22 protein-coding genes are annotated in these 26,157 nt (G+C 62.5%); 8 read left to right on the plus strand and 14 right to left on the minus strand.

Going from position 1 to position 26,157, the window contains the following annotated elements:
- Positions 1-3: 3 nt before the first annotated feature.
- Positions 4-1,476: an inorganic phosphate transporter gene (locus tag ACF8E5_RS20155; RefSeq protein ID WP_058603246.1), complete on the minus strand. Its 1,473-nt coding sequence runs from the start codon at positions 1,474-1,476 to the stop codon at positions 4-6.
- Positions 1,477-1,783: 307 nt separating this feature from the next.
- On the minus strand, positions 1,784-1,984 hold the full coding sequence (locus ACF8E5_RS20160; RefSeq protein WP_196141401.1) for a hypothetical protein: 201 nt from the start codon (positions 1,982-1,984) through the stop codon (positions 1,784-1,786).
- Between the two features lie 429 nt (positions 1,985-2,413).
- Here ACF8E5_RS20160 and pcaR point away from each other — a divergent pair, with 429 nt between their 5' ends.
- From pcaR to ACF8E5_RS20175, 3 genes are all read left to right on the plus strand, one after another.
- A complete protein-coding gene (gene pcaR, locus ACF8E5_RS20165; RefSeq protein ID WP_230375064.1) occupies positions 2,414-3,289 on the plus strand; it encodes a pca regulon transcriptional regulator PcaR in 876 nt (291 codons plus the stop codon).
- A gap of 191 nt (positions 3,290-3,480) precedes the next feature.
- Complete coding sequence (gene pcaF / locus ACF8E5_RS20170) at positions 3,481-4,683, plus strand: 3-oxoadipyl-CoA thiolase (protein WP_078478062.1); 1,203 nt, start codon at positions 3,481-3,483, stop codon at positions 4,681-4,683.
- 136 nt (positions 4,684-4,819) lie between these two features.
- Positions 4,820-6,109 (plus strand): MFS family transporter, encoded by a 1,290-nt coding sequence (locus ACF8E5_RS20175; protein WP_196126413.1) that lies wholly within the window; start codon positions 4,820-4,822, stop codon positions 6,107-6,109.
- A 64-nt stretch (positions 6,110-6,173) separates the two neighbouring features.
- Here ACF8E5_RS20175 and ACF8E5_RS20180 read toward each other — a convergent pair whose 3' ends face one another.
- The 4 genes from ACF8E5_RS20180 to ACF8E5_RS20195 form a co-directional block, all read right to left on the minus strand.
- Positions 6,174-6,695, minus strand: a complete 522-nt coding sequence (locus ACF8E5_RS20180; protein WP_196126414.1) for a DUF962 domain-containing protein — start codon at positions 6,693-6,695, stop codon at positions 6,174-6,176.
- Positions 6,696-6,853: 158 nt separating this feature from the next.
- The gene (locus ACF8E5_RS20185; protein WP_392475709.1) at positions 6,854-8,308 is read right to left on the minus strand and encodes an AdeC/AdeK/OprM family multidrug efflux complex outer membrane factor; all 1,455 of its coding nucleotides are present in this window, start codon (positions 8,306-8,308) and stop codon (positions 6,854-6,856) included.
- Positions 8,305-11,457: a multidrug efflux RND transporter permease subunit TtgB gene (ttgB, locus tag ACF8E5_RS20190; RefSeq protein ID WP_392475710.1), complete on the minus strand. Its 3,153-nt coding sequence runs from the start codon at positions 11,455-11,457 to the stop codon at positions 8,305-8,307. The genes ACF8E5_RS20185 and ttgB overlap by 4 nt, the downstream gene beginning before the upstream one ends.
- Before the next feature lie 3 nt (positions 11,458-11,460).
- Positions 11,461-12,630, minus strand: a complete 1,170-nt coding sequence (locus ACF8E5_RS20195) for an efflux RND transporter periplasmic adaptor subunit (protein ID WP_058603240.1) — start codon at positions 12,628-12,630, stop codon at positions 11,461-11,463.
- A 256-nt stretch (positions 12,631-12,886) separates the two neighbouring features.
- Here ACF8E5_RS20195 and ttgR point away from each other — a divergent pair, with 256 nt between their 5' ends.
- The gene (ttgR, locus tag ACF8E5_RS20200) at positions 12,887-13,519 is read left to right on the plus strand and encodes an efflux transport transcriptional regulator TtgR (RefSeq protein ID WP_058603239.1); all 633 of its coding nucleotides are present in this window, start codon (positions 12,887-12,889) and stop codon (positions 13,517-13,519) included.
- A gap of 79 nt (positions 13,520-13,598) precedes the next feature.
- Here the strand turns inward: ttgR and ACF8E5_RS20205 are convergent, their stop codons facing one another.
- Positions 13,599-15,050 carry an MDR family MFS transporter gene (locus tag ACF8E5_RS20205; RefSeq protein ID WP_392475711.1) on the minus strand — a complete coding sequence of 484 codons (1,452 nt, stop codon included), beginning with the start codon at positions 15,048-15,050 and terminating at the stop codon, positions 13,599-13,601.
- Between the two features lie 347 nt (positions 15,051-15,397).
- Here ACF8E5_RS20205 and ACF8E5_RS20210 point away from each other — a divergent pair, with 347 nt between their 5' ends.
- Positions 15,398-16,267 carry an oxaloacetate decarboxylase gene (locus tag ACF8E5_RS20210; RefSeq protein WP_058603237.1) on the plus strand — a complete coding sequence of 290 codons (870 nt, stop codon included), beginning with the start codon at positions 15,398-15,400 and terminating at the stop codon, positions 16,265-16,267.
- Between the two features lie 8 nt (positions 16,268-16,275).
- Here the strand turns inward: ACF8E5_RS20210 and ACF8E5_RS20215 are convergent, their stop codons facing one another.
- Positions 16,276-17,181, minus strand: coding sequence for a LysR family transcriptional regulator (locus tag ACF8E5_RS20215; RefSeq protein ID WP_058637225.1), 906 nt, complete (start codon positions 17,179-17,181; stop codon positions 16,276-16,278).
- 103 nt (positions 17,182-17,284) lie between these two features.
- Between ACF8E5_RS20215 and ACF8E5_RS20220 the strand changes: the two genes are divergently transcribed.
- Positions 17,285-18,169 (plus strand): MBL fold metallo-hydrolase, encoded by an 885-nt coding sequence (locus ACF8E5_RS20220; protein ID WP_392475712.1) that lies wholly within the window; start codon positions 17,285-17,287, stop codon positions 18,167-18,169.
- Positions 18,170-18,213: 44 nt separating this feature from the next.
- On the opposite strand, the gene ACF8E5_RS20225 is transcribed toward ACF8E5_RS20220, so the two are convergent.
- The gene (locus ACF8E5_RS20225; RefSeq protein ID WP_392475713.1) at positions 18,214-19,134 is read right to left on the minus strand and encodes an AraC family transcriptional regulator N-terminal domain-containing protein; all 921 of its coding nucleotides are present in this window, start codon (positions 19,132-19,134) and stop codon (positions 18,214-18,216) included.
- Between the two features lie 195 nt (positions 19,135-19,329).
- Here ACF8E5_RS20225 and ACF8E5_RS20230 point away from each other — a divergent pair, with 195 nt between their 5' ends.
- Positions 19,330-19,623 (plus strand): antibiotic biosynthesis monooxygenase family protein, encoded by a 294-nt coding sequence (locus ACF8E5_RS20230; protein WP_058637112.1) that lies wholly within the window; start codon positions 19,330-19,332, stop codon positions 19,621-19,623.
- 81 nt (positions 19,624-19,704) lie between these two features.
- A complete protein-coding gene (locus ACF8E5_RS20235) occupies positions 19,705-19,947 on the plus strand; it encodes a hypothetical protein (RefSeq protein WP_058637111.1) in 243 nt (80 codons plus the stop codon).
- Here the strand turns inward: ACF8E5_RS20235 and ACF8E5_RS20240 are convergent, their stop codons facing one another.
- The 5 genes from ACF8E5_RS20240 to ACF8E5_RS20260 all read right to left on the minus strand — a co-directional run bounded on the left by ACF8E5_RS20240 (position 19,948) and on the right by ACF8E5_RS20260 (position 26,068).
- The gene (locus ACF8E5_RS20240; RefSeq protein ID WP_058637110.1) at positions 19,948-20,553 is read right to left on the minus strand and encodes a flavin reductase family protein; all 606 of its coding nucleotides are present in this window, start codon (positions 20,551-20,553) and stop codon (positions 19,948-19,950) included.
- Positions 20,554-20,670: 117 nt separating this feature from the next.
- Positions 20,671-21,036 carry a heme utilization protein gene (locus ACF8E5_RS20245; protein ID WP_392475714.1) on the minus strand — a complete coding sequence of 122 codons (366 nt, stop codon included), beginning with the start codon at positions 21,034-21,036 and terminating at the stop codon, positions 20,671-20,673.
- A 384-nt stretch (positions 21,037-21,420) separates the two neighbouring features.
- Positions 21,421-22,740 (minus strand): MFS transporter, encoded by a 1,320-nt coding sequence (locus tag ACF8E5_RS20250; RefSeq protein ID WP_058603230.1) that lies wholly within the window; start codon positions 22,738-22,740, stop codon positions 21,421-21,423.
- 242 nt (positions 22,741-22,982) lie between these two features.
- On the minus strand, positions 22,983-24,317 hold the full coding sequence (locus tag ACF8E5_RS20255) for a sigma-54 dependent transcriptional regulator (protein WP_196121570.1): 1,335 nt from the start codon (positions 24,315-24,317) through the stop codon (positions 22,983-22,985).
- Entirely contained in the window at positions 24,311-26,068 is a 1,758-nt protein-coding gene (locus tag ACF8E5_RS20260) for an ATP-binding protein (RefSeq protein ID WP_145256062.1), read from the minus strand. The genes ACF8E5_RS20255 and ACF8E5_RS20260 overlap by 7 nt, the downstream gene beginning before the upstream one ends.
- Between the last annotated feature and the right edge of the window lie 89 nt (positions 26,069-26,157).

The raw sequence follows: 26,157 nt of genomic DNA on the forward strand, positions 1-26,157 counted from the left end.
AGGTCAGCCGATTGCCTTGGACGCCAACCAGAACAGGCCGGCTGCAAGACCCATCGAGGCAGGCAGGGTTAGCACCCAAGCCATCAGGATGGTCTTCACCGTGCCGCCCTGCAGGCCGCTTTTGTTGGCGACCATGGTGCCGGCAACGCCGGAAGACAGTACATGCGTGGTGGAAACCGGCAGCGCAAACACGTTGGCCATGCCAATGGCGCAGGCCGCGGTGATCTGCGCCGACATGCCCTGGGCGTAAGTCATGCCCTGCTTGCCGATCTTCTCGCCGACGGTCAACACCACGCGGCGCCAGCCAACCATGGTGCCCAGGCCCAGGGCCAGGGCAACGGCCACGATCACCCAGAACGGGGCGTACTCAGTGGTGGCGGTCAGGTCCTTGCGCAGCTTTTCAAGGTCGGACTTTTCACGCGCGTCCAGGCCTGGCAGCTTGCCAACCTTCTTCGCGGTGTCGTCCAGGCACAGCAGGTAACGGCGTACTTCGACACGCTTGTCCGCGTCCAGGGCCCGGTAGTCGGTCACGCCCTGCAGCGAGGATTGCAGCGCGGCGATGGTCGGCTCGGTCTGCTGCGGATTGCAGCTGAACTGCTCAGGCAGGTCACTGGCCTTGGCCTTGCCCAGCGCCAGGAATTCACCCAGCGTGGCAGCGTTGCGCTCGTAGAACTGGCTCATGTGCAACGTGGCATCACGGGTGCGTTCGATCTGGTAGGTGGTGCTGTTCAGGTCGAGCACGAACTTGGCCGGTACGATGCCGATCAATACCAGCATGATCAGGCCAATGCCTTTCTGACCGTCATTGGAGCCGTGCACGAAGCTCACGCCCATGGCCGAAATCACCAGCACCAGGCGATTCCAGAACGGCGGGTGCTTCTTGTCGTCCAGTTTGCGGCGTTGTTCAGGCGTCTTGTGCATCTTCGACAGCGGGCGCCACCATTTCAGGCCAAGCAGGACCAGCGCAGCCACGGCAAACCCGGCAATCGGCGAAACCACCAGGGACATGGCGATATCGATGGCTTTCTGCCAATTGACGCCGTCACCCAGCGGAATGCCGTTGATGAGCGCGTTGGCCAGGCCCACCCCCAGGATCGAGCCGATCAGGGTGTGCGAGCTGGACGCAGGAATACCGAAGTACCAGGTGCCCAGGTTCCAGGTAATGGCCGCGGCCAGCAGCGAGAAGACCATGGCCAGGCCATGCCCGGTGTTCACATTGATCAGCAACTCTACCGGTAGCAGGTGCACGATGGCGTAAGCCACCCCGACCCCACCCAGCAGAACGCCAAGGAAGTTGAACACGCCGGAGAAGAACACGGCCAGGTGTGGCGGCATGGCTTTGGTGTAGATGACGGTGGCTACCGCGTTGGCGGTGTCATGAAAGCCATTGATGAACTCGAAGGCGAGCACGAAGGTCAAGGCGAGCAGCAGGCTCACCAATACCCAGGCATCCAGTCCGCTGAATAAATCGATCATGAAGGTTGTCTGGCGGTCGTAGGGGGGCCGGATTATGCCAGAAAACGTTGGCAATCGATGCACCCACCGCAGCCGCTGATCATGTCGCGCAGGTCAGAAAACGCCATTCGCAGCCGCAGGTGGGCCGGCATCATCTAAGGCAAATGCATTCAACGTCAGCGAAAAATCAACAAAATACGCGAAAAGGTGATGCCTTTGTCGTTTTAAACGGCTGTATGAAATTTGTGAAATTCCGTTACAACCACTGCGCCAGAGCAGTCAGGCGCTTTGGGCACCCCTTGCGCAACTTGACGACTGGGCAAAGCACTCAGGGTGCGGCGCTGCGCAATTCCTTCTCCATGCGTTCCAGCTCCTGACTGAATGCCTGGTCGCGCATATTGGCACGTTTACGCCATGGTTTGCGTTCCGGTTCCGGCTGCGCCGCATAGGTGGTCACTTCGCCGCCATACACATCCTTGAAACGCTCGGCCTGGCGCTCGAGTTCTGCGCGCAATTCTTCTTTTGTCACATGCAGTACCTGAATTGATTTGAAAAGAGGACCGCCCTGTCGGCGTAACCGTTATGCGGTATCGACACGTTAACATGCCAGCGGGATCTACATCGGCGAGTCGTCCAACAAGACGATCGGAGTATATCAACACGCGAACAAGGCTAGCGCGATGGGATTGGCGCGATGGGCAATCAAACACATGTCGAAATTAAGAAAACCTCAACGTATGAAAGTTCGATACCCAACGATGCGAGTCGCACAAACAAAACGGCCCCACCAATTGGCAGGGCCGTTGCCTGGGACTTCTACGGTGGGTACCTGACCAGTCTCTCCAAAGAAGCCACAAGTGGCACTGGAAAGGTATAAGCAAACGTGTCGCCGGTCAATTGCGATTATCGGCCGGTTGTTCGATAATCGCACAAGTCGGCGATTTTTTTGAGGTGTGCGATGAAGGACGTTAAAACAGCCCGTGACGGTGGCCTGCCCGAAACAGCGCGCAGCCCGGCGCCAGCCCTGGCCCCGCCGATCGTGGCATCACCGGCCAAGCGCATTCAGGCGTTCACCGGCGATCCTGACTTCATGACCTCCTTAGCGCGCGGGCTTGCCGTCATCCAGGCATTTCAGGAACGCAAGCGGCACCTGACCATCGCGCAAATCAGCCACCGCACTGAAATCCCCCGGGCAGCCGTGCGCCGGTGCCTGCATACCCTGATGAAGCTGGGGTACGCGACCACCGACGGGCGTACCTACTCCTTACTGCCCAAAGTGCTTACGCTCGGCCATGCGTACCTGTCATCGACACCCCTGGCCATTTCCGCGCAGCCTTACCTGGACCGAATCAGCGACCAGTTGCACGAAGCGGCCAACATGGCGACCCTCGAAGGGGACGATATTCTGTACATCGCCCGCTCGGCGACAGTAGAGCGCCTGATCTCGGTGGACTTGTCTGTCGGTGGGCGCCTCCCGGCGTATTGCACGTCCATGGGCCGCATCCTCCTGGCGGCCATGGACGACACCAGCCTGCGCGAATACTTCGACCGCGCCGACCTCAAGGCGCGCACCAGCCGTACCCTGCACGACGCCCCGTCGCTGTTCGCCTGCATCGAGCAAGTGCGTAGCCAGGGATGGTGCGTGGTCGACCAGGAACTCGAACAGGGGCTGCGCTCGGTTGCCGTGCCCGTCTACGACGCCTCAGGCCAGGTGCTGGCGGCGTTGAACGTCAGTACTCACGTCGGGCGTGTGCCGCGCAGTGAACTGGAACAACGGTTTCTTCCTGTTCTGCTGGAGGCTAGCCAGGAGTTGAGCCATCAGCTGTTTGGTTGAGAACGCATGCTTGCCTGCGGATTATCGGCCCAGCCTACCTGACAAAAGCGTTCGATAATCGCCCATTTCAGTCTTGAGCCAATTGTGGTGGATCCGCCTTTGTCCCTAACCTGATGCCCATTCGGCGGACAGTTGCAGTAACCGATTGTGCCTCTGTCCCCGGCGCCCATGGCCATTGCAGGAGAGGCAAGATGCGCGAGGTGTATATCTGTGATGCCGTTCGTACGCCCATTGGCCGATTCGGCGGTGCCTTGGCCGGCATACGGGCTGACGATCTGGCGGCGGTACCACTCAGGGCGCTGATCGCACGCAACTCCAGTGTGGACTGGACGCAACTGGACGAGGTGTTTTACGGCTGTGCCAACCAGGCCGGCGAAGACAACCGGAACGTGGCGCGCATGGCGCTGCTGCTGGCCGGGCTGCCGGAATGCGTGCCGGGCGTCACCCTCAACCGCTTGTGCGCTTCAGGCATGGAGGCCGTTGGCGCGGCGTTCCGCGCCATCGCCTGCGGCGAGATGGAGCTGGCCATCGCGGGCGGCGTGGAGTCGATGTCGCGTGCGCCATTTGTCATGGGCAAGGCACAAAGCGCTTATTCACGCAGCATGCAACTTGAAGACACCACCATTGGCTGGCGTTTCGTCAACCCGCTCATGAAAGCGCAATACGGTGTGGATGCCATGCCGCAAACGGCCGACAACGTGGCTGACGACTACGGTATCTCCCGCGCCGACCAGGATGCGTTTGCCTTGCGCAGTCAGCACAAGGCCGCAGCGGCGCAAGCTGCCGGGTTCTTCGCCGAGGAAATCGTGCCGGTGTGCATCGCGCATAAAAAGGGTGAGACCTGGGTAGAGCATGATGAGCACTTGCGGCCCAATACCACCCTTGAGGCCTTGGCCAAGCTCAACCCCGTCAATGGCGTGGGCAAAACGGTCACGGCGGGCAATGCATCGGGGGTCAACGATGGCGCGGCAGCGATGATCCTGGCATCTGCCGAGGCCGTGCACACCCATGGCCTGACCGCTCGCGCCAAGGTGCTGGGCATGGCCAGTGCGGGGGTAGCCCCGCGGGTCATGGGCATCGGGCCGGTGCCTGCGGTGCGCAAGCTGATCGAGCGACTGGGCATTTCCATCAGCGCCTTCGATGTCATCGAACTCAACGAAGCCTTCGCCAGCCAAGGGCTGGCCGTTCTTCGCGGGCTGGGGGTGGCGGACGATGCGCCCCAGGTCAATCCCAACGGCGGGGCCATCGCCCTGGGCCACCCATTGGGCATGAGCGGTGCGCGCCTGGTGCTGACGGCGCTGCACCACCTTGAGCGCACAGGCGGGCGCAAAGGCTTGGCCACGATGTGCGTAGGTGTCGGCCAAGGGCTGGCGCTGGCAATTGAACGCCTTTGACGAAACCAGCCCGCAGGTGCCTCAGGGATCAGGGCAGCCTCCACCGCCTCGCTGCGCCGGATTGCACACCACGCGGAACGACTGTGTAACCAGGTATGTCTAGACTTACCTTGTATCCTCCAGGAGCACGACTGACATGACCACCCCTCACTACACCGGCGAGGAGCGTAGCAAACGCATCTTCGCCATCGTCGGCGCCTCTTCAGGCAACCTGGTGGAATGGTTCGACTTCTATGTCTACGCCTTCTGCGCCATTTATTTTGCCCCGGCGTTCTTCCCCTCCGATGACCCGACCGTGCAGCTGCTCAACACCGCCGGCGTGTTTGCCGCAGGCTTTCTGATGCGGCCTATCGGCGGCTGGATCTTTGGACGCCTGGCCGACCGCCACGGTCGCAAGAACTCACTGATGATCTCGGTACTGATGATGTGCTTCGGGTCCTTGGCCATCGCGTGCCTGCCCACCTACGTCAGCATTGGTACCTGGGCCCCGGCATTGCTGCTGCTGGCGCGCTTGATTCAAGGCCTGTCGGTGGGTGGCGAATACGGCACCACGGCGACCTACATGAGCGAAGTGGCTCTGCGTGGCCAGCGGGGCTTCTTTGCATCGTTCCAGTACGTGACCTTGATTGGCGGCCAGTTGCTGGCAGTATTGGTGGTGGTGATCCTGCAGCAGTTACTGACCGAAGACGAGCTGCGCGCCTGGGGCTGGCGAATTCCTTTCGTGGTCGGTGCGGTCGCTGCCGTTATCTCCTTGATGCTGCGCCGCTCGCTGCACGAAACCAGCAGCGCAGAGACGCGCCAGGACAAGGACGCCGGGAGTATTCGCGGTCTGTTCGGCAATCACCTGGCGGCCTTCATCACGGTGCTGGGCTATACCGCCGGCGGCTCGCTGATCTTCTACACCTTTACCACCTACATGCAGAAGTACCTGGTCAACACGGCCGGCATGACCGCCAAGCACGCCAGCTACGCAATGACTGGGGCGCTGTTCCTGTTCATGGTGATGCAGCCGTTCTTCGGCATGTTGTCCGACCGCATTGGCCGGCGTAACTCCATGCTGCTGTTCGGCGCGCTGGGCACGGTGTTCACGGTGCCATTGCTCATGGCGCTCAAGACGGTCAGCAGCCCATTCATGGCGTTCGTGCTGGTGAGCCTGGCGCTGTGCATCGTCAGCTTCTACACCTCCATCAGCGGCCTGGTGAAGGCCGAGATGTTCCCACCCCAGGTACGGGCATTGGGCGTGGGGCTTGCGTATGCGGTGGCCAACGCCATGTTTGGCGGGTCAGCGGAGTACGTGGCTTTGGGCCTCAAAACCCTGGGCATGGAGAACACGTTCTACTGGTACGTGACGGCAATGATGGCCGTTGCCTTCCTGTTCAGCCTGCGCTTGCCAAAACAAGCCAAGTACCTGCACCACGATCATTGAGGGCCGACACAGGACGTCAGGCTCGGTGGGCCGTCTGCTGTAACGGGACGGCCTGCCGGCGATGTCAGTGTCGCATGGCCTTACGCACCGCCACGGGGCCGGCGGCGCGCTCGACCTGACGCTTGAGCGAAGGGCACAGGCCCATCAGGAACGCCGCCTCGGCCACCACGAACAGCGGCCCGATGATCAAGCCGCTGATGTCATCGACGAACGCTGGCTTGCGCCCCTCGTAGTGGTGACCGACGAACTGAATGATCCAGCCCACCACGAACGCCCCCACGCCTATCGACAGCCACAGCGCCGTGGTCTGCACCGCCAGCAGGTGACCCAGCCACAGACACAGGCCCAGCAGGACGCCCATCACCAGCCCGAAGCGAAGCTCAAGACGCAGGTAGAACCAGGTAGCCGCCGCCGAGACAAACAGGGCAGGGGATAACCAGATGCCGCCCAGGGACACGCCTGGCCGCGACAACAGAATGGCCACGGACAGGACGATCAAGGGTATGCCGACGAAATGGGTGACGATATTGCGTGGGTCGCGGTGATAGCCCGCGTAACGGATCAGGTGCTCGGCGAGGGTGTTCATGGTGCTGCCTCCTGGTGGGCTTGCCGGGGTGTGCCCGATATAGCTCAGGATAGCTGTGGTCACCATCATCATCAGCCTGGCGAATGCCAAGGCCGCGCCTTGCTCACCACCCACCGCGTCTGTTGGGGCCTGGCCGGTGGTGAGCAAGCGGGCGGGTATCAGCCGCGGGGCGTCTGTACCGAAGCCTGTTGGCTGGCCTGTCCGGTGCGCTCGTACCAGCCACCACCGAGCGCCTTGTACAGGTTGACCTCGCTGGTCAACTGCGAAAGGCGGTCACCGATCAGCGCCTGCTGCGCACTGAACAGGTTGCGCTGGGCGTCGAGGAAGGTCAGGTTGCTGTCGATGCCGATACGGTAACGACGCTCGGCCAGGCGGTAGTAGTCCTGGTTGGCTTGCACCAGGTCTTGCTGGGCCTGCAATTGCTCCTCGAAGGTCTTGCGCGCGGCCAGCCCGTCGGACACTTCCTGGAACGCAGTTTGAATGGACTTCTCGTAGCGGGCGACGTTGATGTCCTTCTGGATTTTGGCGTAATCCAGGCTCGCTTTCAGGCTCCCGGCGGTGAAGATCGGCAGGTTGATCTGCGGCTGGAACAGCCAGGTGCCCGACCCCCCCTTGAACAGCCCGTCCATGTCAGTGCTCAAGGTGCCTGCATTGGCCGTGAGGCTGATGCTGGGGAAGAAGGCCGCGCGGGCAGCGCCGATGTTGGCGTTGGCCGCCTTGAGCAGGTGCTCGGCCTCCTGGATGTCAGGGCGGCGCTGCAACAGGTCCGACGGCAGGCCCGCCGGTACCTCGGCCAGCTGATCGGCATCCAGGCGCAGCGGCTCAGGCAGGTTGGTGGGGATGCTGGTACCCAGCAGGACGGTCAGGCTGTTCACGTCCTGGGCAACCAGGCGCTGGTACTGCGAGTACTTGACCCGGGCACCTTCGACAGCCGTGCGGGCCTGGCTCAGGTCCAGCGCCGACGCCACGCCCACCTCGTTGCTGCGGCGGGTGAGGTTGTAGCTTTCCTGATAGTTCTTCAGGGTTTCCTCGGTCAGCTTGAACAGCGCCTGGTCGGCCTGCCAGGTGTAGTAGGCGTTTGCCACGCTCGCTACCAGGCTGATCTGGGTGGAGCGACGCGCCTGCTCGCTGGACAGGTAGGTCTCCAGCGCCTGCTCCGACAGGCTGCGCACGCGGCCGAACAGGTCGAGTTCATAGGCACTGACGCCCAGGGTCGCCGAATACTGGCTGGTGATGTCCGACTGGCCCGTCTGCGACATGTTCGCCGGGATGCGCTGGCGGCTGCCGCTGCCGTTGGCCGATACCGCCGGGAACAGGTCCGCACGCTGGATGCGGTACTGAGCGCGGTAGGCGTCGATGTTCAGCGCCGCGACGCGCAGGTCCCGGTTGTTGACCAGTGCGGTCTGGATCAGTTGCTGCAGCGCCGGGTCGTTGAAGAACTGCCGCCAGCCCTGTTCGGCGGCAGCGACGTCCGCCGATTGGGTAGGCGAGTAGGCCGGGCCTTGCGGCCACTGGGCAGCCACCGGTGCTTCCGGGGTCTGGTAGTCGGGGATCAGCGAGCAGCCGCCGAGAATCAAAGCGGTGACTGCCAGGGACAACAAAGACTTGGTCATTGCCCAGCCTCATAACGTGGAGTTTCAGGGGTGTCATCTTTTTTCGGCTCTTTGCTGCCGAACAGCGACGACACTGCGACGAAGAACAACGGTACCCAGAAGATGGCCAGTACGGTCGCACTGATCATGCCGCCGATCACGCCGGTACCAATGGCGTGCTGGCTGCCGGCGCCGGCGCCGCTGGCGATGGTCAACGGTACCACGCCGAGGATGAAGGCCAGCGAGGTCATGATGATCGGACGCAAACGCATGCGGCACGCCTCGATCGCCGCGTCGTACAGGCTGCGGCCCTGCTCGTGCAATTCCTTGGCGAACTCGACGATCAGAATGGCGTTCTTGGCCGCCAGGCCGATGGTGGTCAAAAGGCCGACCAGGAAGTACACGTCATTGGACAGCCCGCGCAGGCTGGTAGCGATCAACGCACCAATGATGCCCAGTGGCACCACCAGCACCACGGCGATCGGGATCGACCAGCTTTCGTACAGCGCTGCCAGGCACAGGAACACGAACAGCAGCGACAGGGCGAACAGGGCCGGCATTTGCGAACCGGAGAGCTTCTCCTCGTAGGACATGCCCGTCCAGGAGAACCCTACGCCGCTTGGCAGTTCACCCGCGATGCGCTCGACCTCGGCCATGGCCTCACCGGTACTGTAGCCAGGTGCAGGGGCACCGAGGATTTCCATGGCTTCCACGCCGTTGTAACGCGAAAGCTTGGGCGAGCCGTAGGTCCATTCACCTTTGGTGAAGGACGAGAACGGCACCATTTCGCCGTCGGCGTTGCGCACATACCACTTCTGCAGGTCTTCCGGGCTCATCCGGGCATTGGCTTCGCCCTGGATGTAGACCTTCTTGACCCGGCCGCGGTCGATGAAGTCGTTGACGTAGCTGGCACCGAAGGCAATCGACAGGGTGTTGTTGATGTCCGAGATGGTCACGCCCAGGGCGCTGGCACGCTCGTCATCGATGGTCAGCTGGTACTGCGGCTCGTCGTTCAGGCCGTTGGGGCGTACACCGCTGAGCACCTTGCTCTGCGAAGCCTTGGCCAGGAACTGGTTGCGAGCCTCCATCAGCTTGGCATGGCCGACACCGCCGCGGTCTTGCAGGAATACGTCGAAGCCGGTGGCGTTACCCAGCTCGAGCACCGCTGGCGGGGCGAACGCGAAGACCATGGCGTCGCGGAAGCTGAAGAAGTGCTGCTGCGCCCGCTGAGCGAGACCGAATACGCTATTTTCCGCCGTACGCTCACCCCAGGGCTTGAGCATGATGAACGCCATGCCCGAGCTCTGGCCGCGGCCGGCGAAGTTGAAGCCGTTGACGGTGAACACCGAGGACACCGTGTCGGCTTCGTCCTTGAGCAGGTATTCGCGCATCTGGTCGACCACAGCCTGGGTACGCTCGGCACTGGAACCGGCCGGCGTCTGGACCTGGGCAAACAGTACACCCTGGTCTTCCTCGGGCAGGAACGCAGTCGGAATGCGGGTGAACAGGAAAATCATGCCAGCCACGATCAGGGCATAGGCCAAGAGGAACGGAATCTTGTTGCGCAGGATGGCCCCCACGCTGCGCTCGTAACCGTTGACGGTGCGATCGAAGTTGCGGTTGAACCAACCGAAGAACCCGCCCTTGGCCTCATGGTGCTGGCCCTTTTTCAAAGGTTTGAGCATGGTGGCGCACAGCGCCGGGGTGAAGACCAGCGCCACCAGCACCGACAGGCCCATGGCCGAGACGATGGTGATGGAGAACTGACGGTAGATCACACCGGTGGAGCCGCCGAAGAACGCCATGGGCAGCAATACGGCCGACAACACCAGGGCGATACCCACCAGCGCGCCCTGGATCTGCTCCATGGAGCGCTTGGTGGCCTCCTTGGGTGGCAGCCCTTCTTCGGACATCACCCGCTCGACGTTTTCCACCACCACGATGGCATCGTCCACCAGCAGGCCGATGGCCAGCACCATGGCGAACATGGTCAGGGTGTTGATGCTGAAACCAGCGGCGGCAAGGATGCCGAATGTGCCCAGCAATACCACCGGTACGGTCATGGTGGTGATGACGGTGGCGCGGAAGTTCTGCAGGAACAGGTACATCACCAGGAACACCAGCACGACGGCTTCGATCAGGGTATGGATAACCCCGCTGATCGATTCGGTGACCACCGGCGTGGTGTCATACGGGAATACCGCCTTGACCCCTGGCGGGAAGAACGGCTCCAGGTCGGCAATGGTCTGGCGCAAGGCCTTGGCCGTGTCCAGTGCGTTGGCGCCCGTGGCCAGCTTGACGGCCAGGCCCGAGGCGGGCTTACCGTTGAACTGGGCGCTGACGGCGTAGTTCTCGCCGCCCAGGCTGACCTGGGCGACATCACCCAGGCGGACCTGGGAGCCATCGTTGTTGACCTTGAGCAGGATCTTCTCGAACTGCTCGGCAGTCTGCAGGCGGGTCTTGCCGATGATGGTGGCGTTGAGCTGCGTCCCAGGCATGGCAGGCAGGCCGCCGAGCTGGCCGGAGGACACCTGTACGTTCTGGGCTGCCACGGCGGTCTTGACGTCCACCGGGGTGAGTTGGAACTTGTTCAACTTGGCCGGATCGAGCCAGATGCGCATGGCGTACTGGGCGCCGAACACCTGGAAGTCACCCACACCGGCCGTCCGCGAGATCGGGTCCTGCATGTTGGAGACGATGTAGTTGGCCAGGTCGTCCTTGGTCATGCTGCCGTCTTCGGATACCAGGCCGATCACCATCAGGAAGTTCTTCACGGCCTTGGTGACGCGGATACCCTGTTGCTGCACTTCCTGCGGCAGCAGGGGGGTGGCCAGGTTGAGCTTGTTCTGCACCTGAACCTGGGCGGTGTCGGGGTTGGTACCCTGCTCGAAGGTGGCGGTAATGGTCATGCTGCCATCGGAGTTACTTTCCGACGACACATAGCGCAGGTTGTCGATACCGTTGAGCTGCTGCTCGATCACCTGCACCACGGTGTCCTGCACGGTTTGCGCCGAAGCGCCCGGGTAGGTCACGGCAATGGCGATGGCCGGTGGGGCAATGCTGGGGTACTGGTTGATCGGCAACTTCAGGATCGACAAGGCGCCGACCAGCATGATCACCAAGGCGATCACCCAGGCGAAGATCGGGCGATCAATAAAGAACTTCGACATGGTTTACTCCGCTTTGGCGTCTGCTTTCGCTGCGTTGCCCTGGTTCGGGCTGTCCGGCTTCTTGACGTTGGTGGCTTCGCTGACCTTGACCTCGGCGCCTGGCCGCACGTACTGCAAGCCTTCGGTGATCAGGCGGTCGCCTGGGTTGAGGCCTTCCTCGATCAGCCAGTCGCTGCCCACGGTCCGGCTGGCCTTGAGCTGGCGCAGTTCGACCTTGTTGTCCTTGTTGACCACCAGCGCGGTAGGGGCGCCCTTGAGGTCGCGCGTCACGCCCTGCTGCGGTGCCAGGATGGCGTTGGCGTTCACGCCGGCCTTGAGCCGTGCATGCACGAACATGCCAGGCAGCAACGTGTGGTCAGGGTTGGGGAAAATGGCACGCAGGGTGACCGAGCCGGTGGTTTCGTCCACGGCCACTTCGGAGAACTCCAGGCGGCCTTCCTGCTTGTACAGGGTGCCGTCTTCGAGCACCAGTTGCACGGACGCTGCGTTGTCGCCGGCGCGCTGCAGTTGGCCGCTTTCCAGCTCGCGCCGCAGCTTGAGCAGCTCGGCGGTGGATTGGGTCACGTCCACGTAGATCGGGTCCAGTTGCTGGATGGTGGCCATGGCATTGGTCTGGCCGCTGTTGACCAGCGCACCTTCGGTTACCGCCGAACGACCGATGCGGCCACTGATGGGGGCCAGGACCTTGGTGTAGCGCAGGTCGATCTGCGCACTCTTGAGCGAGGCCTCGGCTTGCAGGCGCTTGGCATTGGCGTCGTCGTATTCCTGCCGGGAAACCGCCTGCTCCTCGATTAGCTGCTTGTAGCGATCAGCCAGAGAGCGGGTAGCCTGCAGGTCCGCCTGGGCCTTGCTCAGGTTGGCTTCATACACGGCCGGGTCGATCTGATACAGCTGCTGGCCCTGCTTGACCTCGCTGCCTTCCTTGAACAGGCGCTTGAGGATGATCCCGTTGACCTGTGGACGAACTTCGGCGATCCGGTAGGCATTGGTGCGGCCCGGCAGCTCGGTGGTCAAGGTGAAGGCTTGCGGCTGTAGGGTCACTACACCGACTTGAGGCGCCTGCTGCTGCTGTTGCTGCTGCTGCGCGGCTTGGTCTTCTTTATTGCAGCCACTGAGCAGGGTTGCGAGGGCTACGGCTGAAACCAGGGCGGTAACGGCTGGCTTGAATTGCATGAGAATCCTCGGATCGCAGGAGCAGGGAGACGCTCAAGAGTAATGGAATGTCTTGATCTGGATAAATGGCTATCCGGTGGATAAATAGCTTGCTAAGGAATATACTTACATTCATGGTTGTTTGTAAATACCGCCGGGTTGTCCATGGCTACCGCCACAGCCCTTGATTAGCTTGATCCGCCAGGTGCCCCCAAGAGGCGCCCCGGAGCCTTCCCGCACGCGTCGCCGCGTTCGGGCCAGATGAGGTTGTACTGCCATGGTCCGTCGAACCAAAGAGGAAGCCCAGGAAACCCGCGCCCAGATCATCCAGGCGGCGGAAAGGGCTTTCTACAAGCGCGGGGTTGCGCGAACCACCCTCGCGGACATCGCCGAACAGGCGGGCGTCACGCGAGGTGCAATCTACTGGCACTTCAATAACAAAGCCGAACTGGTGCAGGCACTGCTCGACAGCCTGCATGAAACCCATGACCATCTTGCACGCGCCAGCGAAAGCGAAGACGAACTCGACCCGCTCGACTGCATGCGCAAATTGCTGCTGCAAGTGTTCAACGACCTGGTGCTCGACGCCAGGACACGCCGTATCAATGAGATTCTGCATCACAAGTGCGAGTTCACCGATGACATGTGCGAAATCCGCCAGCAGCGCCAGGTGGCGGTAGTGGACTGCCATACAGGCATTACCCTGGCCTTGGCCAATGCCGTGCGCCGCGGCCAACTGCCGGTGGAGCTGGATGTGGAGCGGGCCGCGGTGGCCATGTTTTCCTACGTCGACGGGTTGATCAGGCGTTGGCTGTTGCTGCCCGACAGCGTGGACCTGCTGGGCAACGCCGAGAAATGGGTCGACGCCGGGCTGGATATGCTGCGCTTGAGCCCGGCGATGCGCAAATGAGACTTTGTGAAGGTTTGTGAGGGCTTGATTCTCAGGGGACGGGCCAGTGATCCGCACCTGAGCCTACCTGCGTGCCACCTCAGTGCCCGCGCAGTGGCCGATCAGGCAGCAACACCGCCACCACCAGTGCAATGACGCCAACCCCTGCGCTGGCCATCAACAGATGCCGGAACGTGACCGCCAGGTGTGCCTGCAGTTCGGGGCTCACCGGGTTGGCCTTGAAAGTCCCTATCAGCGGATTGTCCAGCAACGCCAGCCCGCCTTGGTGCAGCAAGGCCAGCAACAGGCTCGACATGCACGCCACGCCCATGGCGCCACCGAGGGACCGAAACAGGTTGGTGGTGCTGGTGGCGACCCCCATGTCCTGGATCTGCACGGCATTCTGTGTGCCTACCAGTGACGTCGGGAACTGCATCCCGCACGCGATTCCTGTCAGCAGCATGAACAGTGCACTGGCCAGTCCGGCCTGTGGCGGGGTGATCGCCAAGGCCAAGATAGACACGGGCATCAGCAGGGCGCCCACCAGGATCTGCGGCTTGTAGCGGCCAAGCCGCGTTGTCAGTCGTCCTGCGGTAAAAGCACCGATGGGTAGCCCCATGGCCAACGGCAGCAGATGCAAGGCGGCGCTGTCGGCACCGGCACCGGTGAGGCCTTGGTAGCGCAAGGGCATCAGCATGGTCAGGGAAATGGCCTGGAAACTGGCGAAGAAAATCACCCCCCAGCACAGCACCGCGGCGCGATTATTGAATAGCTTCAACGGCAGCAGTGGCTCGTCGCAGCGACGCTCCTGGAGGATGAACATGGCCATGGCGACCACGGTGCAGGTGAACAGGCCCAGCACGCTGGGGGCCGTCCAGGCCTGCCCCTGGCCGACCAGGGTGATGCCGAGCAGCAGGCTGCCCAGCCCCACGATCAGCAGCAGCGCGCCCGGGTAATCCACTTGTGCGGGCCGATGCTGCACGGGCAGACCGGCCAGAGCGCGCTGGATAGCCCACAGCGCGGCGATGCCCAGCGGCAGGTTGATCCAGAACACCCAGCGCCAGGACAGGTACTCGGTCAGCCAGCCGCCCAGTACCGGCCCCGCCACGCTGGCCAGGGCATACATGCTGCTGAAATAGCCCTGATAACGCCCACGTTCGCGCGGGGGCACGAAGTCGCCGATGATCGCCTGGCTCACCGATACCATGCCGCCGGCGCCGATGCCTTGCAGCACTCTGGCCAGGACCAGTTGCGGCATGTCCTGAGCCAGCGCACAGCCGATCGAGGCGACGGTGAACACGCCAATCCCGGTCAGGATCATGCGACGCCTTCCATAGAGATCGCCCAGCTTTCCGTAGATCGGCACGGCCACGGTCATGGCTACCATATAGCCGGAAATGACCCAGGCCAGCAGACCGACATCGTTGAACTGCGCGGAAATCGCAGGCAATGACACTGCCACGATGGTTTGATCCAGCGCGCCGAGAAAGATGGCCAGCATCAAGGCGGTCAGGATCTGGCGCAGGGCAATCGCGGGCAGGGCAGGGGGCACGGCAATTCCTTGTTTTTGAGCAGTTAAAGCATGGCAGTGTAACCTGAGTTACGTAGCTTCCTATGTACTCTGGGCATTGCCTATGCACGATCGGCATCAGAGCATTCATCCAGCAAAGGCTGGCCCCGTGATATCTTTGGTATGCCAATCCCGCTCTAAACCCCTGTTTGCACCAGCTTGGTGCGACCTCTCGGGGGTTAATCGGATTCCCCTGGCTCCTACACCTTTATTCCTCTGCCTGCATGTGGAGCATGACCCCGAATTGAGTGGTCCATGAATTGTGCAGGTACGCCTGATACAGAGGCCGGTAGTTACCGTTCAGAAATTTCTACAATTGCGGAGTGATCATGCCCAAGGCTTCCCACCAAGATCTGCGTATTGCCTTCCGCGAGCTGCTCGCTTCAGGTTCTTGCTACCACACCGCCTCGGTGTTCGACCCCATGTCTGCGCGTATTGCCGCAGACCTGGGTTTTGAGGTCGGCATCCTTGGAGGGTCGGTGGCATCGTTGCAGGTACTGGCTGCGCCGGATTTTGCCCTGATCACACTCAGCGAATTCGTCGAGCAGGCCACGCGAATTGGTCGCGTAGCCCAATTGCCGGTACTGGCAGACGCTGACCACGGATACGGCAATGCGCTTAACGTGATGCGCACGGTCACGGAGCTGGAGCGCGCCGGTGTGGCGGCGTTGACGATCGAAGATACGCTCTTGCCGGCCCAGTTCGGCCGCAAGTCCACCGACCTGATATCGGTAGAAGAAGGCGTGGGCAAAATTCGCGCGGGGCTTGAGGCGCGCGTCGATTCGTCCCTGTCGATCATCGCCCGTACCAACGCTGGCGTGCTGAGCACCGAGGAAGTGATCGTGCGGACCCAGAGCTACCAGAAAGCGGGTGCTGACGGCATCTGCATGGTAGGGGTGAAGGACTTCGACCAGCTCGAACAGATCGCCAGCCACCTGACCGTACCCTTGATGCTGGTGACCTACGGTAATCCCAACCTGCACGACGACGAGCGCCTGGCAAGCCTTGGCGTGCGCATCGCCGTCGACGGTCACGCGGCTTACTTCGCCGCCATCAAGGCGACGTACGACTGCCTGCGCCAGCAGCGTGGCCAGCAGCACAAGTCCGATAACTTGAGCGCCACCGAGCTTTCGCATACCTACACCCAGCCCGAGGACTACATCCGCTGGGCCAAGGAATACATGAGCGTCGAAGAGTAAGCGGGCGCTTACAGGTCCCGGTCCCAGGCCGGTTCCTCCTCAAAGCGCTGGACGAGAAAGTCCAGCAGGGTGCGCAAGGTCGCCGGCATGTGCTTGCGCGAGGTATAGACCGCCGTCAGGTCCAGGGCCTGCGGCCTGGCCTCGGGAAGCAGGCGCACCAGTTCTGCGCTGCGCAGGGCGGCGGCCGCCTGGTAGGACGGGAGCAAGGCGATGCCGGCCCCTGCTGCTACGGCCCTTTGCAAAGTCAGGGATTCGTTGGCACTGATGTTGCCCTTGACCGGCACCGCAACCGGTTGGCCGTCGACCTCGAATTGCCACACGCCATTGCCGTAATAGCTGTGTGTCAGGCAATTGTGGTGCGCCAGGTCCTCGACCCGCTCGGGCGTGCCGTGTTCGGCCAGGTAGGCGGGCGCGGCGCAGATCACCGAGCGGCATACGCTCAGGCGGCGGGCAACCAGGCTGGGGTCCAGGTCATTGCTGTTGCGGATGGCCAGGTCGATGCGTTCGTCCACCAGGTTCACGGTGCGATCGAGCATCTGCAGATCGACTTTTACCAAGGGGTACTGGCGCACGTAGGCGGCCACGGCATCGGCCAGCTGCGCCTGTCCAAATGACGTACTGACGCTGATACGCAATGTCCCTCGCGGTGTCTGGTCTTGCTGTTGTACGGCCCCCTGCAGTTCGCTGGCCAGCTCCAGCAATTGCCTGCAGCGCGGCAGGATGTCCTGGCCCGCGGCAGTGAGGCTGAGCCGGCGCGTGGTGCGCTGCATCAACCGCGCCCCCACCCACGCTTCAAGCTGTGCCAGGTACCGAGAGATCACGGGCCGCGAGAGCAGCAGGTGCTCGGCCGCCGCCGACTGACTGCCAAGGTCCACGACCGTGACGAAAACGCGCATAGCGGTTAGACGATCCATCATTTGCCCGATTTTAGAAACAAACCATGTGCAAGCATGGCATTTTTCTGCAGGGTATCGCCCCTTAAGCTCCCAGGCATTCCCATTCTGACGGATGCCTGCGATGACACTGCTTTCTCCCTTGCGTGGCCTGGTGCTCGGATGCCTGGCCTGTGCCGCCCCACTGCTGGCAGCCGCTCCCCTGCAACTGGACGTCTACAACCCTGGCGCCGATGCGCCGTTCGCAGTCAGCTCCGTGATCGTAAGCGGTCAACGTGACGCCTTGTTGATCGATGCACAATTTGGCAATGACCACGCCCGGCAACTGGTGCAGCGACTGCGCGCCATTGGCAAGCGCCTGACGACGATCTACATCAGCCAGGGCGACCCCGATTACTACTTCGGCCTGGCAACCCTGACCCAGGCGTTCCCGGACGCCGAGGTAGTGGCCTCGGCCGCCACTGTCGAACACATCCGCAACACCATGGAGGCCAAACTGGCGTACTGGGGGCCTGAAATGGGGGCGGACAAACCTGAACGGCTGGTGCTGCCCAAGGCGCTGGCAGGCAACCGTCTGCTGCTCGAGGACCAAGTGCTGGAGGTGCGCGGCCTCGAAGGACCGCAGCCAGACCGCAGCTTTGTCTGGATACCTTCGATCAAGGCAGTGGTTGGCGGCGTCGTGGTTTCGCAGAACATTCATGTGTGGATGGCCGACACACAATCGGCACCCTCGCGTGCCCATTGGCTGCAAACCCTGGCGGACATCCAGGCACTTGCGCCGCAAACCGTGGTGCCCGGCCACTTTGTCGGTGCCAGTGATTACTCACCGCAGTCCGTTGGCTTTACCGCCGATTACATCCGCACCTTCGAGGCGCAGGCGCGAGTGGCAAGGGATGCGGCGGCGCTGGTCGAGGCCATGAAACGACACTATCCGGGGTTGGGCGATCAGAGTGCGCTTGAGCTCAGCGCCAAGGTGGCCAAGGGCGAGATGCAATGGCCGCTTCAGTGACTGTGCGCGTTACGCTATGCAGCGCTGCGGTGATCTCGTTGTCGCTACACCGCGCTTGACCGCAGCCGGGCCATGTCACGAATAGGCGGGGCGCCGTAGAGGCGGCTGTACTCACGGCTGAATTGCGAAGGGCTCTCGTAACCCACCCGATAGGCCGCCACAGCGGCCTCCAGGCCATCGTTGAGCATCAGGCGCCGGGCTTCCTGCAAGCGCAGTTGCTTCTGATACTGCAGCGGGCTCATCGAAGTTACCGCCTTGAAACGATGGTGCAGGGTAGAAACACTGAGGTTGACCTCGCGGGCCAGGTCCTCGATGCGCAGTGGCCGCTGATAGTTGTCGTTGAGCCAGCTGATGGCCTGGCACACGCGGTGGGTCTGGCTATTGGCCAAGGCAATTTCGTACAGCCGATAGCCCTGCGGGCCGCGCAGCAGGCGGTAGAAAATCTCTCTGCGCACCAGCGGGGCCAGCATGGCGATGTCGCGTGGCGTGTCGAGCAGGCGCAGCAGACGCAGCAAGGCATCGAGCAGCGCGCCGTCGGTTTTTTCCACATACAGGCCGCGCCCATAGGGGCGATTGGGTACCAGCATCGGACCGCTGTCGGCGATCAGCTGGCTGATCTCGGCAGGGTCCAGGTCCATGCGCAAACCCAGGCTCGGGCTCTGCGGGCTGGCGTCGAGCTTGACCGCGCTCAGGGGCAAGGTGACCGACACCACCATGTAGTGCAGCGGGTCGTAGGCGTACTGTTCGTCCCCGAGAAACAAGCTCTTGCTGCCTTGGGCCAGAATGCACAGCGCAGGTTGCGCCAGGGTGGGTACGGAACGAATGTTCTCGGTGTAGCGCACCAGGAAAAGGTTGTCGATGGCTGAGGCCGGCCCATAGGGGTCGCCTGCATGGCGAGCGATCAAGTCGGCCAGCTCCTGGCGCTGAACCTCCAGGTGCGGATCTAGGGACGGGGCGATGGGCATGGGGCTTTCCTCTGCTGACCGACGCAGCATAGGTTTGGGCAATCGTCGAAGCTAGTCGAATACTGCAGATCGATTGCCTGATCCTGCCGCGTTGCAGAATCAGGCAATCGGTGTGCAGTAATGGCCTAACGCGCAGACGCGCCCAGGCCCTAGCCTTGCAAGCCAGGTATTGGACTGCTTGAGGGAGATTGTGCAATGAGGCTACAACAACCGGTCACCCACCTTGCCTTGATTCGGGCCAGCAGCGGGCGCTCGGCCGAACTCGGCGCACGCTTGCGCGACCTGTTGGTGCCGTCGCTGGATACCCCGGGTTGCCTGAGCTTTTCGGTGCAGCGCTCGCAGGCCGATGACGACTTGTGGTTATTGAGCGGTAGCTGGCAGGATCAGCAGGCGATGAATGGTTACTTCGCTTCGCCAACGCTCAATGTGTTCGGTGAGTTGGTGCAAGCCCAGGTGGTGAGCAGCCTGGATCTGCACACGTTCGGCTGAGCCGGTGCTGCGGGCGCCCAGGCCAGTGATTGGCGCGTCAACGAGCCAGTGGGTACCATCTCGGTTTCACTCACAAGGCGTATGGCAAAGATGGCACGTAGAGAGTTTCCCCAGTACGAAGCCGTGTCGGCAATGGTGCCGGCCGAAGGCGGTGGCTACCACGCAGCCATTGCCGTGAAGGCCATTGGCATGGGCGGCGCACCGCGCTTTCACAAGGTGCTCGATGGGCAAGTATTCAAGGGCGCCGTGGCTGCCGACGAGGCGGCCACGGGCCAGTTGCAACGCCTGCAAGGGGTCAGCGAGGCGGGTGAGCTGATCTGGTGATCAGGCTTTGGGCCTGGGCATCTTGAACAGGTTGCCCAGCTCGAAGTAGTCCGCCGGCCCACCGCCACGCAGGATGGGCTCGGCTGCCGCGGTGTCGTAGATGCCGTCCTTGAGCAGGCGCTCGGCGATGTGCACCGCCACCACCTCGCCCAGGATCAACCAGCTGGGTACCAGTGCCTGGTCGGCGCGCTGCAGTTGCACGATCTGCGTCACCTTGCATTCGAACGCCACGGGGGTTTCCCCTACCCGTGGCACCTTCACCACGCTCGAGGGTGTGGCCGTCAGACCGCTGAGGTCGAACTCGTTCACCTCCGGCGCTACAGCAGAGCAGCTCAGGTTCATCTGATCGGCCAGAGGGCGGGTGGCCAGGTTCCAGACGAACTCACCGGTTTGCTCGATATTGTTCAGGCTGTCTTTGCGCCCGACGCTGCAGAAACCGATGATCGGTGGAATGTAGTTGAAGGCGTTGAAGAAGCTGTAAGGCGCGAGATTCAGACGGCCTTGCTGGTCCTGCGAGGATATCCAGCCGATCGGGCGAGGGCCGACGATGGCGTTGAACGGATCATGGGGCAGGCCATGGCCTTTGGCGGGTTCGTAGTAATACATCTGCGCTGGGCTTGCCGGCCCACCTCCTGGTTTGAGAGGCGACCAGTGTGCCAAGGCTGAGGCCAACTGGGAATGCTGGAGCCCGGCGAAAGCCGGGCTGGATACGCATGGTTGCTATCAGCTGATGCGATGAGCGTTGGTGCGGTCGAAGCCGTCTTCGGCGAAGCGCTGGCCGCCGGTGCGGTCGAAGCCGTCTTCGGCGAAGCGCTGGCCGCCGGTGCGGTCGAAGCCGTCTTCGGCGAAGCGCTGGCCGCCGGTGCGGTCGAAGCCGTCTTCGGCGAAGCACTGGCCGCCGGTGCGGTCGAAGCCGTCTTCGGCGAAGCGCTGGCCACCGGTGCGGTCAAAGCCATCCTCGGCATAGCCGGTGGCTTGAGCGGGCGCCGCCGCGAAGGTATGCGCATGGGTGCGATCGAATCCGTCCTCGGCGGATGCGCCTGCGGCAAATGCGCAAAGGGCGAGGGTCAGGATGAGTTTGCTTTTCATGTGGATGCTCCAGAGGTAGTGGGTTGTTTCGATAAATTCAATGTTACGCCGATTAATACGATTAAAAAGCGCTAAAAATCGTACTTAATGATCGGATTATTCGATTATTTGGGGTGCGCAGCTGGATTTGTAGGTAGCCAATCGGCGGGTTTCGCGGAGCAGGTGCTGGCGCTGTTGCTGAGGGATGCAATGTGCCGGAGTGTGATTAATAGGCCATTAAGCCAAGCGCGTCAGATGAACGTCGTGCCAGTGCGGGCGGTGCGAAGGTGCAAGCTGGGCTTGCAGGGGGAGGGCTGGCACCTAGGTAATCCCGTCAGGCTCGGGGTGTCCAAACGAAGTCGGGCGCCCTCTAGGCGCCCGAAGCAGTGATAAGCGTGGGATGGCTTAGTCAGTGGTGATCCGCGAATGCTGCTTGGTGTCCTTCATGGTGGCATACACCAGCAGCGAGCAGGCGATGCAGCCTGTGACGTACCAGTAGAAGCCGCTTTCCATGCCGGCGCTTTTGAACCACAGGGCCACGTATTCGGCCGTACCGCCGAAGATGGACACGGTCAGGGCGTAGGGCAAGCCAACGCCCAGGGCACGGATTTCGGTCGGGAACAGTTCAGCCTTCACCACTGCGTTGATCGAGGTGTAGCCGCTGACGATGATCAACGCCGCCATGATCAGGAAGAACGCGCCCCACCAGGTTTGGATGGTATGCAAGGTGCTGAGGATCGGCACCGTGAACAGCGTACCGAGCACCCCAAAGGCAATCAGAATAGGGCGCCGGCCGATCTTGTCCGACAGCCCACCCACCAAAGGTTGCAGGCACATGAACAGGAACAGCGTCGCGGCAGAGATGGTGGTCGAATCGCTGATGCTCATCCCGACTGTATTGACCAGGTATTTCTGCATGTAGGTGGTGTAGGTGTAGAAGGCCAGGGTACCGCCCATGGTCAGGCCGACCACGGTCAGCAGTTCCTTGGGGTGGCGCATCAAGGTGCGCATCAGGCTTTCCTTGGCTTTCTCCTTCTTGGTGAACGACGCGGTTTCTTCCATGCCCCGTCGCAGGTAGAGGGCAACCACCGCACACAGGGCACCGATCACGAACGGCACACGCCAGCCCCAGGCGTACAGTTGCTCGGTGGTCAGCGTCTGTTGCAGAACGATCAGGACCGCCAGGGCGATGAGCTGGCCCGAGATCAGCGTCACGTACTGGAAGCTGGAGAAGAAGCCCCGACGCTCCTTGCTCGCCATTTCGCTCAGGTAGGTGGCCGAGGTGCCGTATTCACCCCCCACCGACAACCCTTGCATCAAGCGTGCGACCACCAGCAGGACCGGCGCTGCTACACCGATGGTTTCATAGCCGGGGGTGAGGGCAATCACCAGCGAGCCTGCGCACATCAGCAGCACCGAGGCCATCAGTGCAGCCTTGCGCCCCTTGCGGTCGGCATACATGCCCATCAGCCAGCCACCAATCGGGCGCATCAAAAAGCCCACGGCAAAGATGGCAGCGGTATTGAGCAGTTGAGCCGTGGAATCGCCGGCCGGGAAGAAAGCCTTGGCGAAATACAGCGAGAACGCTGCATAGACGTACCAGTCGTACCATTCGACCATGTTGCCGATCGAACCGCTGAAGATCGATTTGAGGCGACTGGCGGTGGTTCTTGGCGCGGCAGGCGTTGCGGCCGCCCCGTTAGGCAGGGAGGTAGCGTTATCCATCAGGGACACCTTCTCATTGTTGTTGTGAAAGCGCGCAGGGCGCAGCTTGCAGGGGCTTTTGCAGAAGGTGTGCCAAAACGAAGCGCGATTGCTTCATCCGGGTGCACGCTGACGTGGAACCCGTATGGATCATGGCGTTGAGCAGAAGTTGAGATGCACTCAGTACGGCGTGCGCGCAAAGGCGGTTCACCTATATAAGCAAGATTCCGCTCATCAGTGCGTAGATGTAGGCGAGTTTCCGCTTATGGCGCGTTGACGAATTCGTCCCGCACCAGCCCATGGCGCTGCATTTTCTCGTTCAAGGTACGGCGGGGCATTTGCAGGTCCTGCATCACCGCCTTGATCTCGCCGGCATGTTGGCGCAGGGAAGCACGCAGGCACTGCGCCTCGAATGCTTCCACGCGCTCAGCCAGCGACTGCCCGACAGGCGCCTGTTCTGGCATGGGCGAACCGAGCCCCAGCACGTGGCGCTCCGCCGCGTTGGCCAGTTCACGCACGTTGCCTGGCCAATCATGGGTCAGCAGTTGCGCCAACTGCTGACCCGACTGGGGCAGGGCTGTGCGGCCGATTCGGGACGCGGCTGCCTGCGCGAAGTGCTCGAATAACAGGACGATGTCTTCCCGTCGTTCGCGCAAAGGCGGCAGGCGCAACTCTGCAACATTCAGGCGGTAGGCCAAGTCCTCGCGAAAGCGGCCGGCCCGGGCTTCATCGAACAGGTCGGGCTTGGTGGCAGCGATGATGCGCAGGTCCACGCCGATGCTCTGGTTCGCGCCCAGGCGCTCGATCTTCTGGTCCTGGATCACGCGCAGCAATTTGGCCTGTTGCGCCAGGGGCATGCTTTCGATTTCATCGAGAAAGACCGTGCCGCCATCGGCGTATTCCAGCCTGCCGATGCGTTTGCCCTGGGCGCCGGTGAAGGCGCCGCTTTCATGGCCGAACAGCTCGGCCTCGAACAAGGCTTCGGGAATGGCGGCGCAGTTGAGCGCGACGAAAGGTTTGCTGGCGCGTGGGCCAAAGTCGTGCAGGCAGCGGGCGACCTGCTCCTTGCCGCTGCCGGTTTCGCCGCGAATCAGCACGTTCACCGGCAAGGCGGCCAGGTCCAGCACTTGCCGGCGCAACTGCTGCATACCCGGTGATACCCCAAGCAGCGTGGCTTCAAGCCGCGTCCTGAGGTCTGCCTGCTGATGCAGGCGTCGATTTTCCAGCACCAGCTGGCGCTTTTCCAGCGCGCGGCGAAGGCTGCCGAGCAGGTGCTGTGGAGTGAAGGGCTTTTCCAGGAAGTCGTAGGCGCCGCTGCGCATGGCCTCGACCGCCATGGGTACATCACCGTGACCGGTCAGCAGGATCACGGGCAGGTCCGGATCGTTGGCCTGCAGCCGTTCGAGCAGTTGCAGGCCGTCAATGCCAGGCATGCGCACGTCGCTGATGATCACGCCTGGATAGTCCTGGCCGATGTGCGCCATGCCCTCATCGGCACGGGCAAAGACCTGGACTTCGAAGCCCGACAGGCTCAGCCATTGCTCGACGGCCGTACGAATACTGGCTTCATCGTCTATGACCATCACTGAGTTCAACATGCAGGCTCCTGATCGCGAGGCAAGGTGATGCTAAGGCGCGCGCCGCCCGGTACGTTTTCGGCCAGCAGCTGCCCACCGGCGTCGTGCACGATGCCATAGGAGATCGCCAGGCCCAAGCCCAGGCCATCACCTACGGGCTTGGTGGTGAAGAAAGGGTCGAAGATCCTGGGCAGGTCCTCGGCCGCGATACCACCCCCCGAATCGAGCACGCTCAGGCGCCAATGCTGCGCATCGGGCTCGATGCGGATTTCCAGCCGCCGGTAGCGCCTGTCTGCCATCGCGTCCAACGCGTTGCTCAGAAGGTTGATCAGCACCTGTTCCAGGCGGATGGCGTCGCCGCGCACCCACGCCGGACGTGCCAGGTACAGGGCCAACTGCACGTCCAGGGCATGCAGGCGCGCCTGCAACAGGTCCAGCGCCTGGTCGACCACGCCGGCCAAGTCCAGGCGCTCGCGCAAGCCGCCTGGGCTGTTACGGGCAAACGTCTTCAGGTGCCCGGTCAGCGATGCCATGCGCGTCAACATCTGCTCCAGTGGTTCCAGGGCCTGACGAGCCTCGTCGTAGCGCCCGTGGTCCAGCAGCAGCTTCAGGGTTTCCAGCTGCATGCGCTGGGTCGTGAGGGGCTGGTTGATTTCGTGCGCCATGGCGGCGGACATCTGCCCCAGGGCCGCCAGCTTGGCCGTTTGCACTAGCCCCTCCTGAGCCGTGCGCAGCTCGCGGGTGCGTTCCTCGACCTGGCGCTTGAGCTCCTCGCGGCTGCGTTGGCGCAGGCGTGACAGGCGCAGGCGCTGGCTGACCAGCAAGGCGGCGAATACCAGGCTCAGCCATACCGCTGCAGCACCCAGGCCGGCATTGCGCGCGTCGGTTCCCACCTGGGGCTTGCGCAGCAGGTGCAGGGTCCATTGCTCGCTTTCCAGCGGCAGGCTTTCCCACAAGAACTCGGTCTCGCCTTGTGGGGCCTGCACCCGGCTGAGGGTGCTGTTTTCAGCGAAACGCGTCAGCACCTGGTGCATCAGCGGTATCAACGGGTGCTTGTCGTACTGACGGGTCTGCGCCAGTTCGGCCCGGTCAGCGCCATCCAATGGGCGCAGTTCCCGGTAACGCCAGCCGTCCTGGTTGGCGATGAAGGTAATGCCACGGGCATCGCTGACCAGCAATATGTCGCTGCCCTGGCGCCACTCGCGCTCAAGCTCGGGAAATTCCAGCTTGACCACCATGGCGCCGAGAAAGCGACCCTGTTCGTCGTTCACCGCGCTGGACAGAAAGTAGCCGGGTACCCCGCTGGTCACGCCTACGGCATAGAAGCGGCCATTACCCAGGCTGCGGGTTTGCTTGAAATAAGGGCGAAAGCCGTAGTTGGAACCCACATAGCTGGTGGGTAGCCGCCAATTGCTGGCTGCCACCGCCAGCCCGTTGCGGTCGAGCAGTTCGAGGGTGGAAGAGTTGGCTGCACCGTTGATGCGCTCGAGCTTGCGGTTCAGGGCATCCTGGGTTCGCGCCTGGATCGGGCCGCGCAAAGCGTCGATCAGTTCCGGGTCCAGGGCCAGTACTGCAGGCAGGGCCCGATAGCGGTCGATGAGGGTGTGCAAGGCATTGGCATACAGCCCCAGTTGCTGGCTGGCCTGGCGGGCGTCCGCTTCCATGGCCTGGCGTTTGGCCTGGTGCATGGCCCAGCTGGCGCAGAGGACGGTACCCAGCACGATCACCAGGGTGATCAGCCCCAGACGCAGGGCGCGAAAGGAAAAAGGCATTGGGAGCAGATCCGCGTGGGTGGGGAAGGAGCCTGCTTTGGCGAAACCGGAGCGCTGCACCGCCGCCCCAGTCTGTCCGCGAAAAGGCC

It is taken from the genome of Pseudomonas sp. WSY_20 (assembly GCF_043104335.1).
Lineage (GTDB): Bacteria > Pseudomonadota > Gammaproteobacteria > Pseudomonadales > Pseudomonadaceae > Aquipseudomonas > Aquipseudomonas parafulva_B.

What these genes read in the sequence shown, in the direction of transcription:
- ACF8E5_RS20155 (WP_058603246.1), bottom strand. Translation starts at nt 1,476, where the DNA reads ATGATCGATTTATTCAGCGGACTGGATGCCTGGGTATTGGTGAGCCTG.
- pcaR (WP_230375064.1), top strand. Translation starts at nt 2,414, where the DNA reads ATGAAGGACGTTAAAACAGCCCGTGACGGTGGCCTGCCCGAAACAGCG.
- pcaF (WP_078478062.1), top strand. Translation starts at nt 3,481, where the DNA reads ATGCGCGAGGTGTATATCTGTGATGCCGTTCGTACGCCCATTGGCCGA.
- ACF8E5_RS20175 (WP_196126413.1), top strand. Translation starts at nt 4,820, where the DNA reads ATGACCACCCCTCACTACACCGGCGAGGAGCGTAGCAAACGCATCTTC.
- ACF8E5_RS20180 (WP_196126414.1), bottom strand. Translation starts at nt 6,695, where the DNA reads ATGAACACCCTCGCCGAGCACCTGATCCGTTACGCGGGCTATCACCGC.
- ACF8E5_RS20185 (WP_392475709.1), bottom strand. Translation starts at nt 8,308, where the DNA reads ATGACCAAGTCTTTGTTGTCCCTGGCAGTCACCGCTTTGATTCTCGGC.
- ttgB (WP_392475710.1), bottom strand. Translation starts at nt 11,457, where the DNA reads ATGTCGAAGTTCTTTATTGATCGCCCGATCTTCGCCTGGGTGATCGCC.
- ACF8E5_RS20195 (WP_058603240.1), bottom strand. Translation starts at nt 12,630, where the DNA reads ATGCAATTCAAGCCAGCCGTTACCGCCCTGGTTTCAGCCGTAGCCCTC.
- ttgR (WP_058603239.1), top strand. Translation starts at nt 12,887, where the DNA reads ATGGTCCGTCGAACCAAAGAGGAAGCCCAGGAAACCCGCGCCCAGATC.
- ACF8E5_RS20210 (WP_058603237.1), top strand. Translation starts at nt 15,398, where the DNA reads ATGCCCAAGGCTTCCCACCAAGATCTGCGTATTGCCTTCCGCGAGCTG.
- ACF8E5_RS20215 (WP_058637225.1), bottom strand. Translation starts at nt 17,181, where the DNA reads ATGGATCGTCTAACCGCTATGCGCGTTTTCGTCACGGTCGTGGACCTT.
- ACF8E5_RS20220 (WP_392475712.1), top strand. Translation starts at nt 17,285, where the DNA reads ATGACACTGCTTTCTCCCTTGCGTGGCCTGGTGCTCGGATGCCTGGCC.
- ACF8E5_RS20225 (WP_392475713.1), bottom strand. Translation starts at nt 19,134, where the DNA reads ATGCCCATCGCCCCGTCCCTAGATCCGCACCTGGAGGTTCAGCGCCAG.
- ACF8E5_RS20230 (WP_058637112.1), top strand. Translation starts at nt 19,330, where the DNA reads ATGAGGCTACAACAACCGGTCACCCACCTTGCCTTGATTCGGGCCAGC.
- ACF8E5_RS20235 (WP_058637111.1), top strand. Translation starts at nt 19,705, where the DNA reads ATGGCAAAGATGGCACGTAGAGAGTTTCCCCAGTACGAAGCCGTGTCG.
- ACF8E5_RS20240 (WP_058637110.1), bottom strand. Translation starts at nt 20,553, where the DNA reads ATGTATTACTACGAACCCGCCAAAGGCCATGGCCTGCCCCATGATCCG.
- ACF8E5_RS20245 (WP_392475714.1), bottom strand. Translation starts at nt 21,036, where the DNA reads ATGAAAAGCAAACTCATCCTGACCCTCGCCCTTTGCGCATTTGCCGCA.
- ACF8E5_RS20250 (WP_058603230.1), bottom strand. Translation starts at nt 22,740, where the DNA reads ATGGATAACGCTACCTCCCTGCCTAACGGGGCGGCCGCAACGCCTGCC.
- ACF8E5_RS20255 (WP_196121570.1), bottom strand. Translation starts at nt 24,317, where the DNA reads ATGTTGAACTCAGTGATGGTCATAGACGATGAAGCCAGTATTCGTACG.
- ACF8E5_RS20260 (WP_145256062.1), bottom strand. Translation starts at nt 26,068, where the DNA reads ATGCCTTTTTCCTTTCGCGCCCTGCGTCTGGGGCTGATCACCCTGGTG.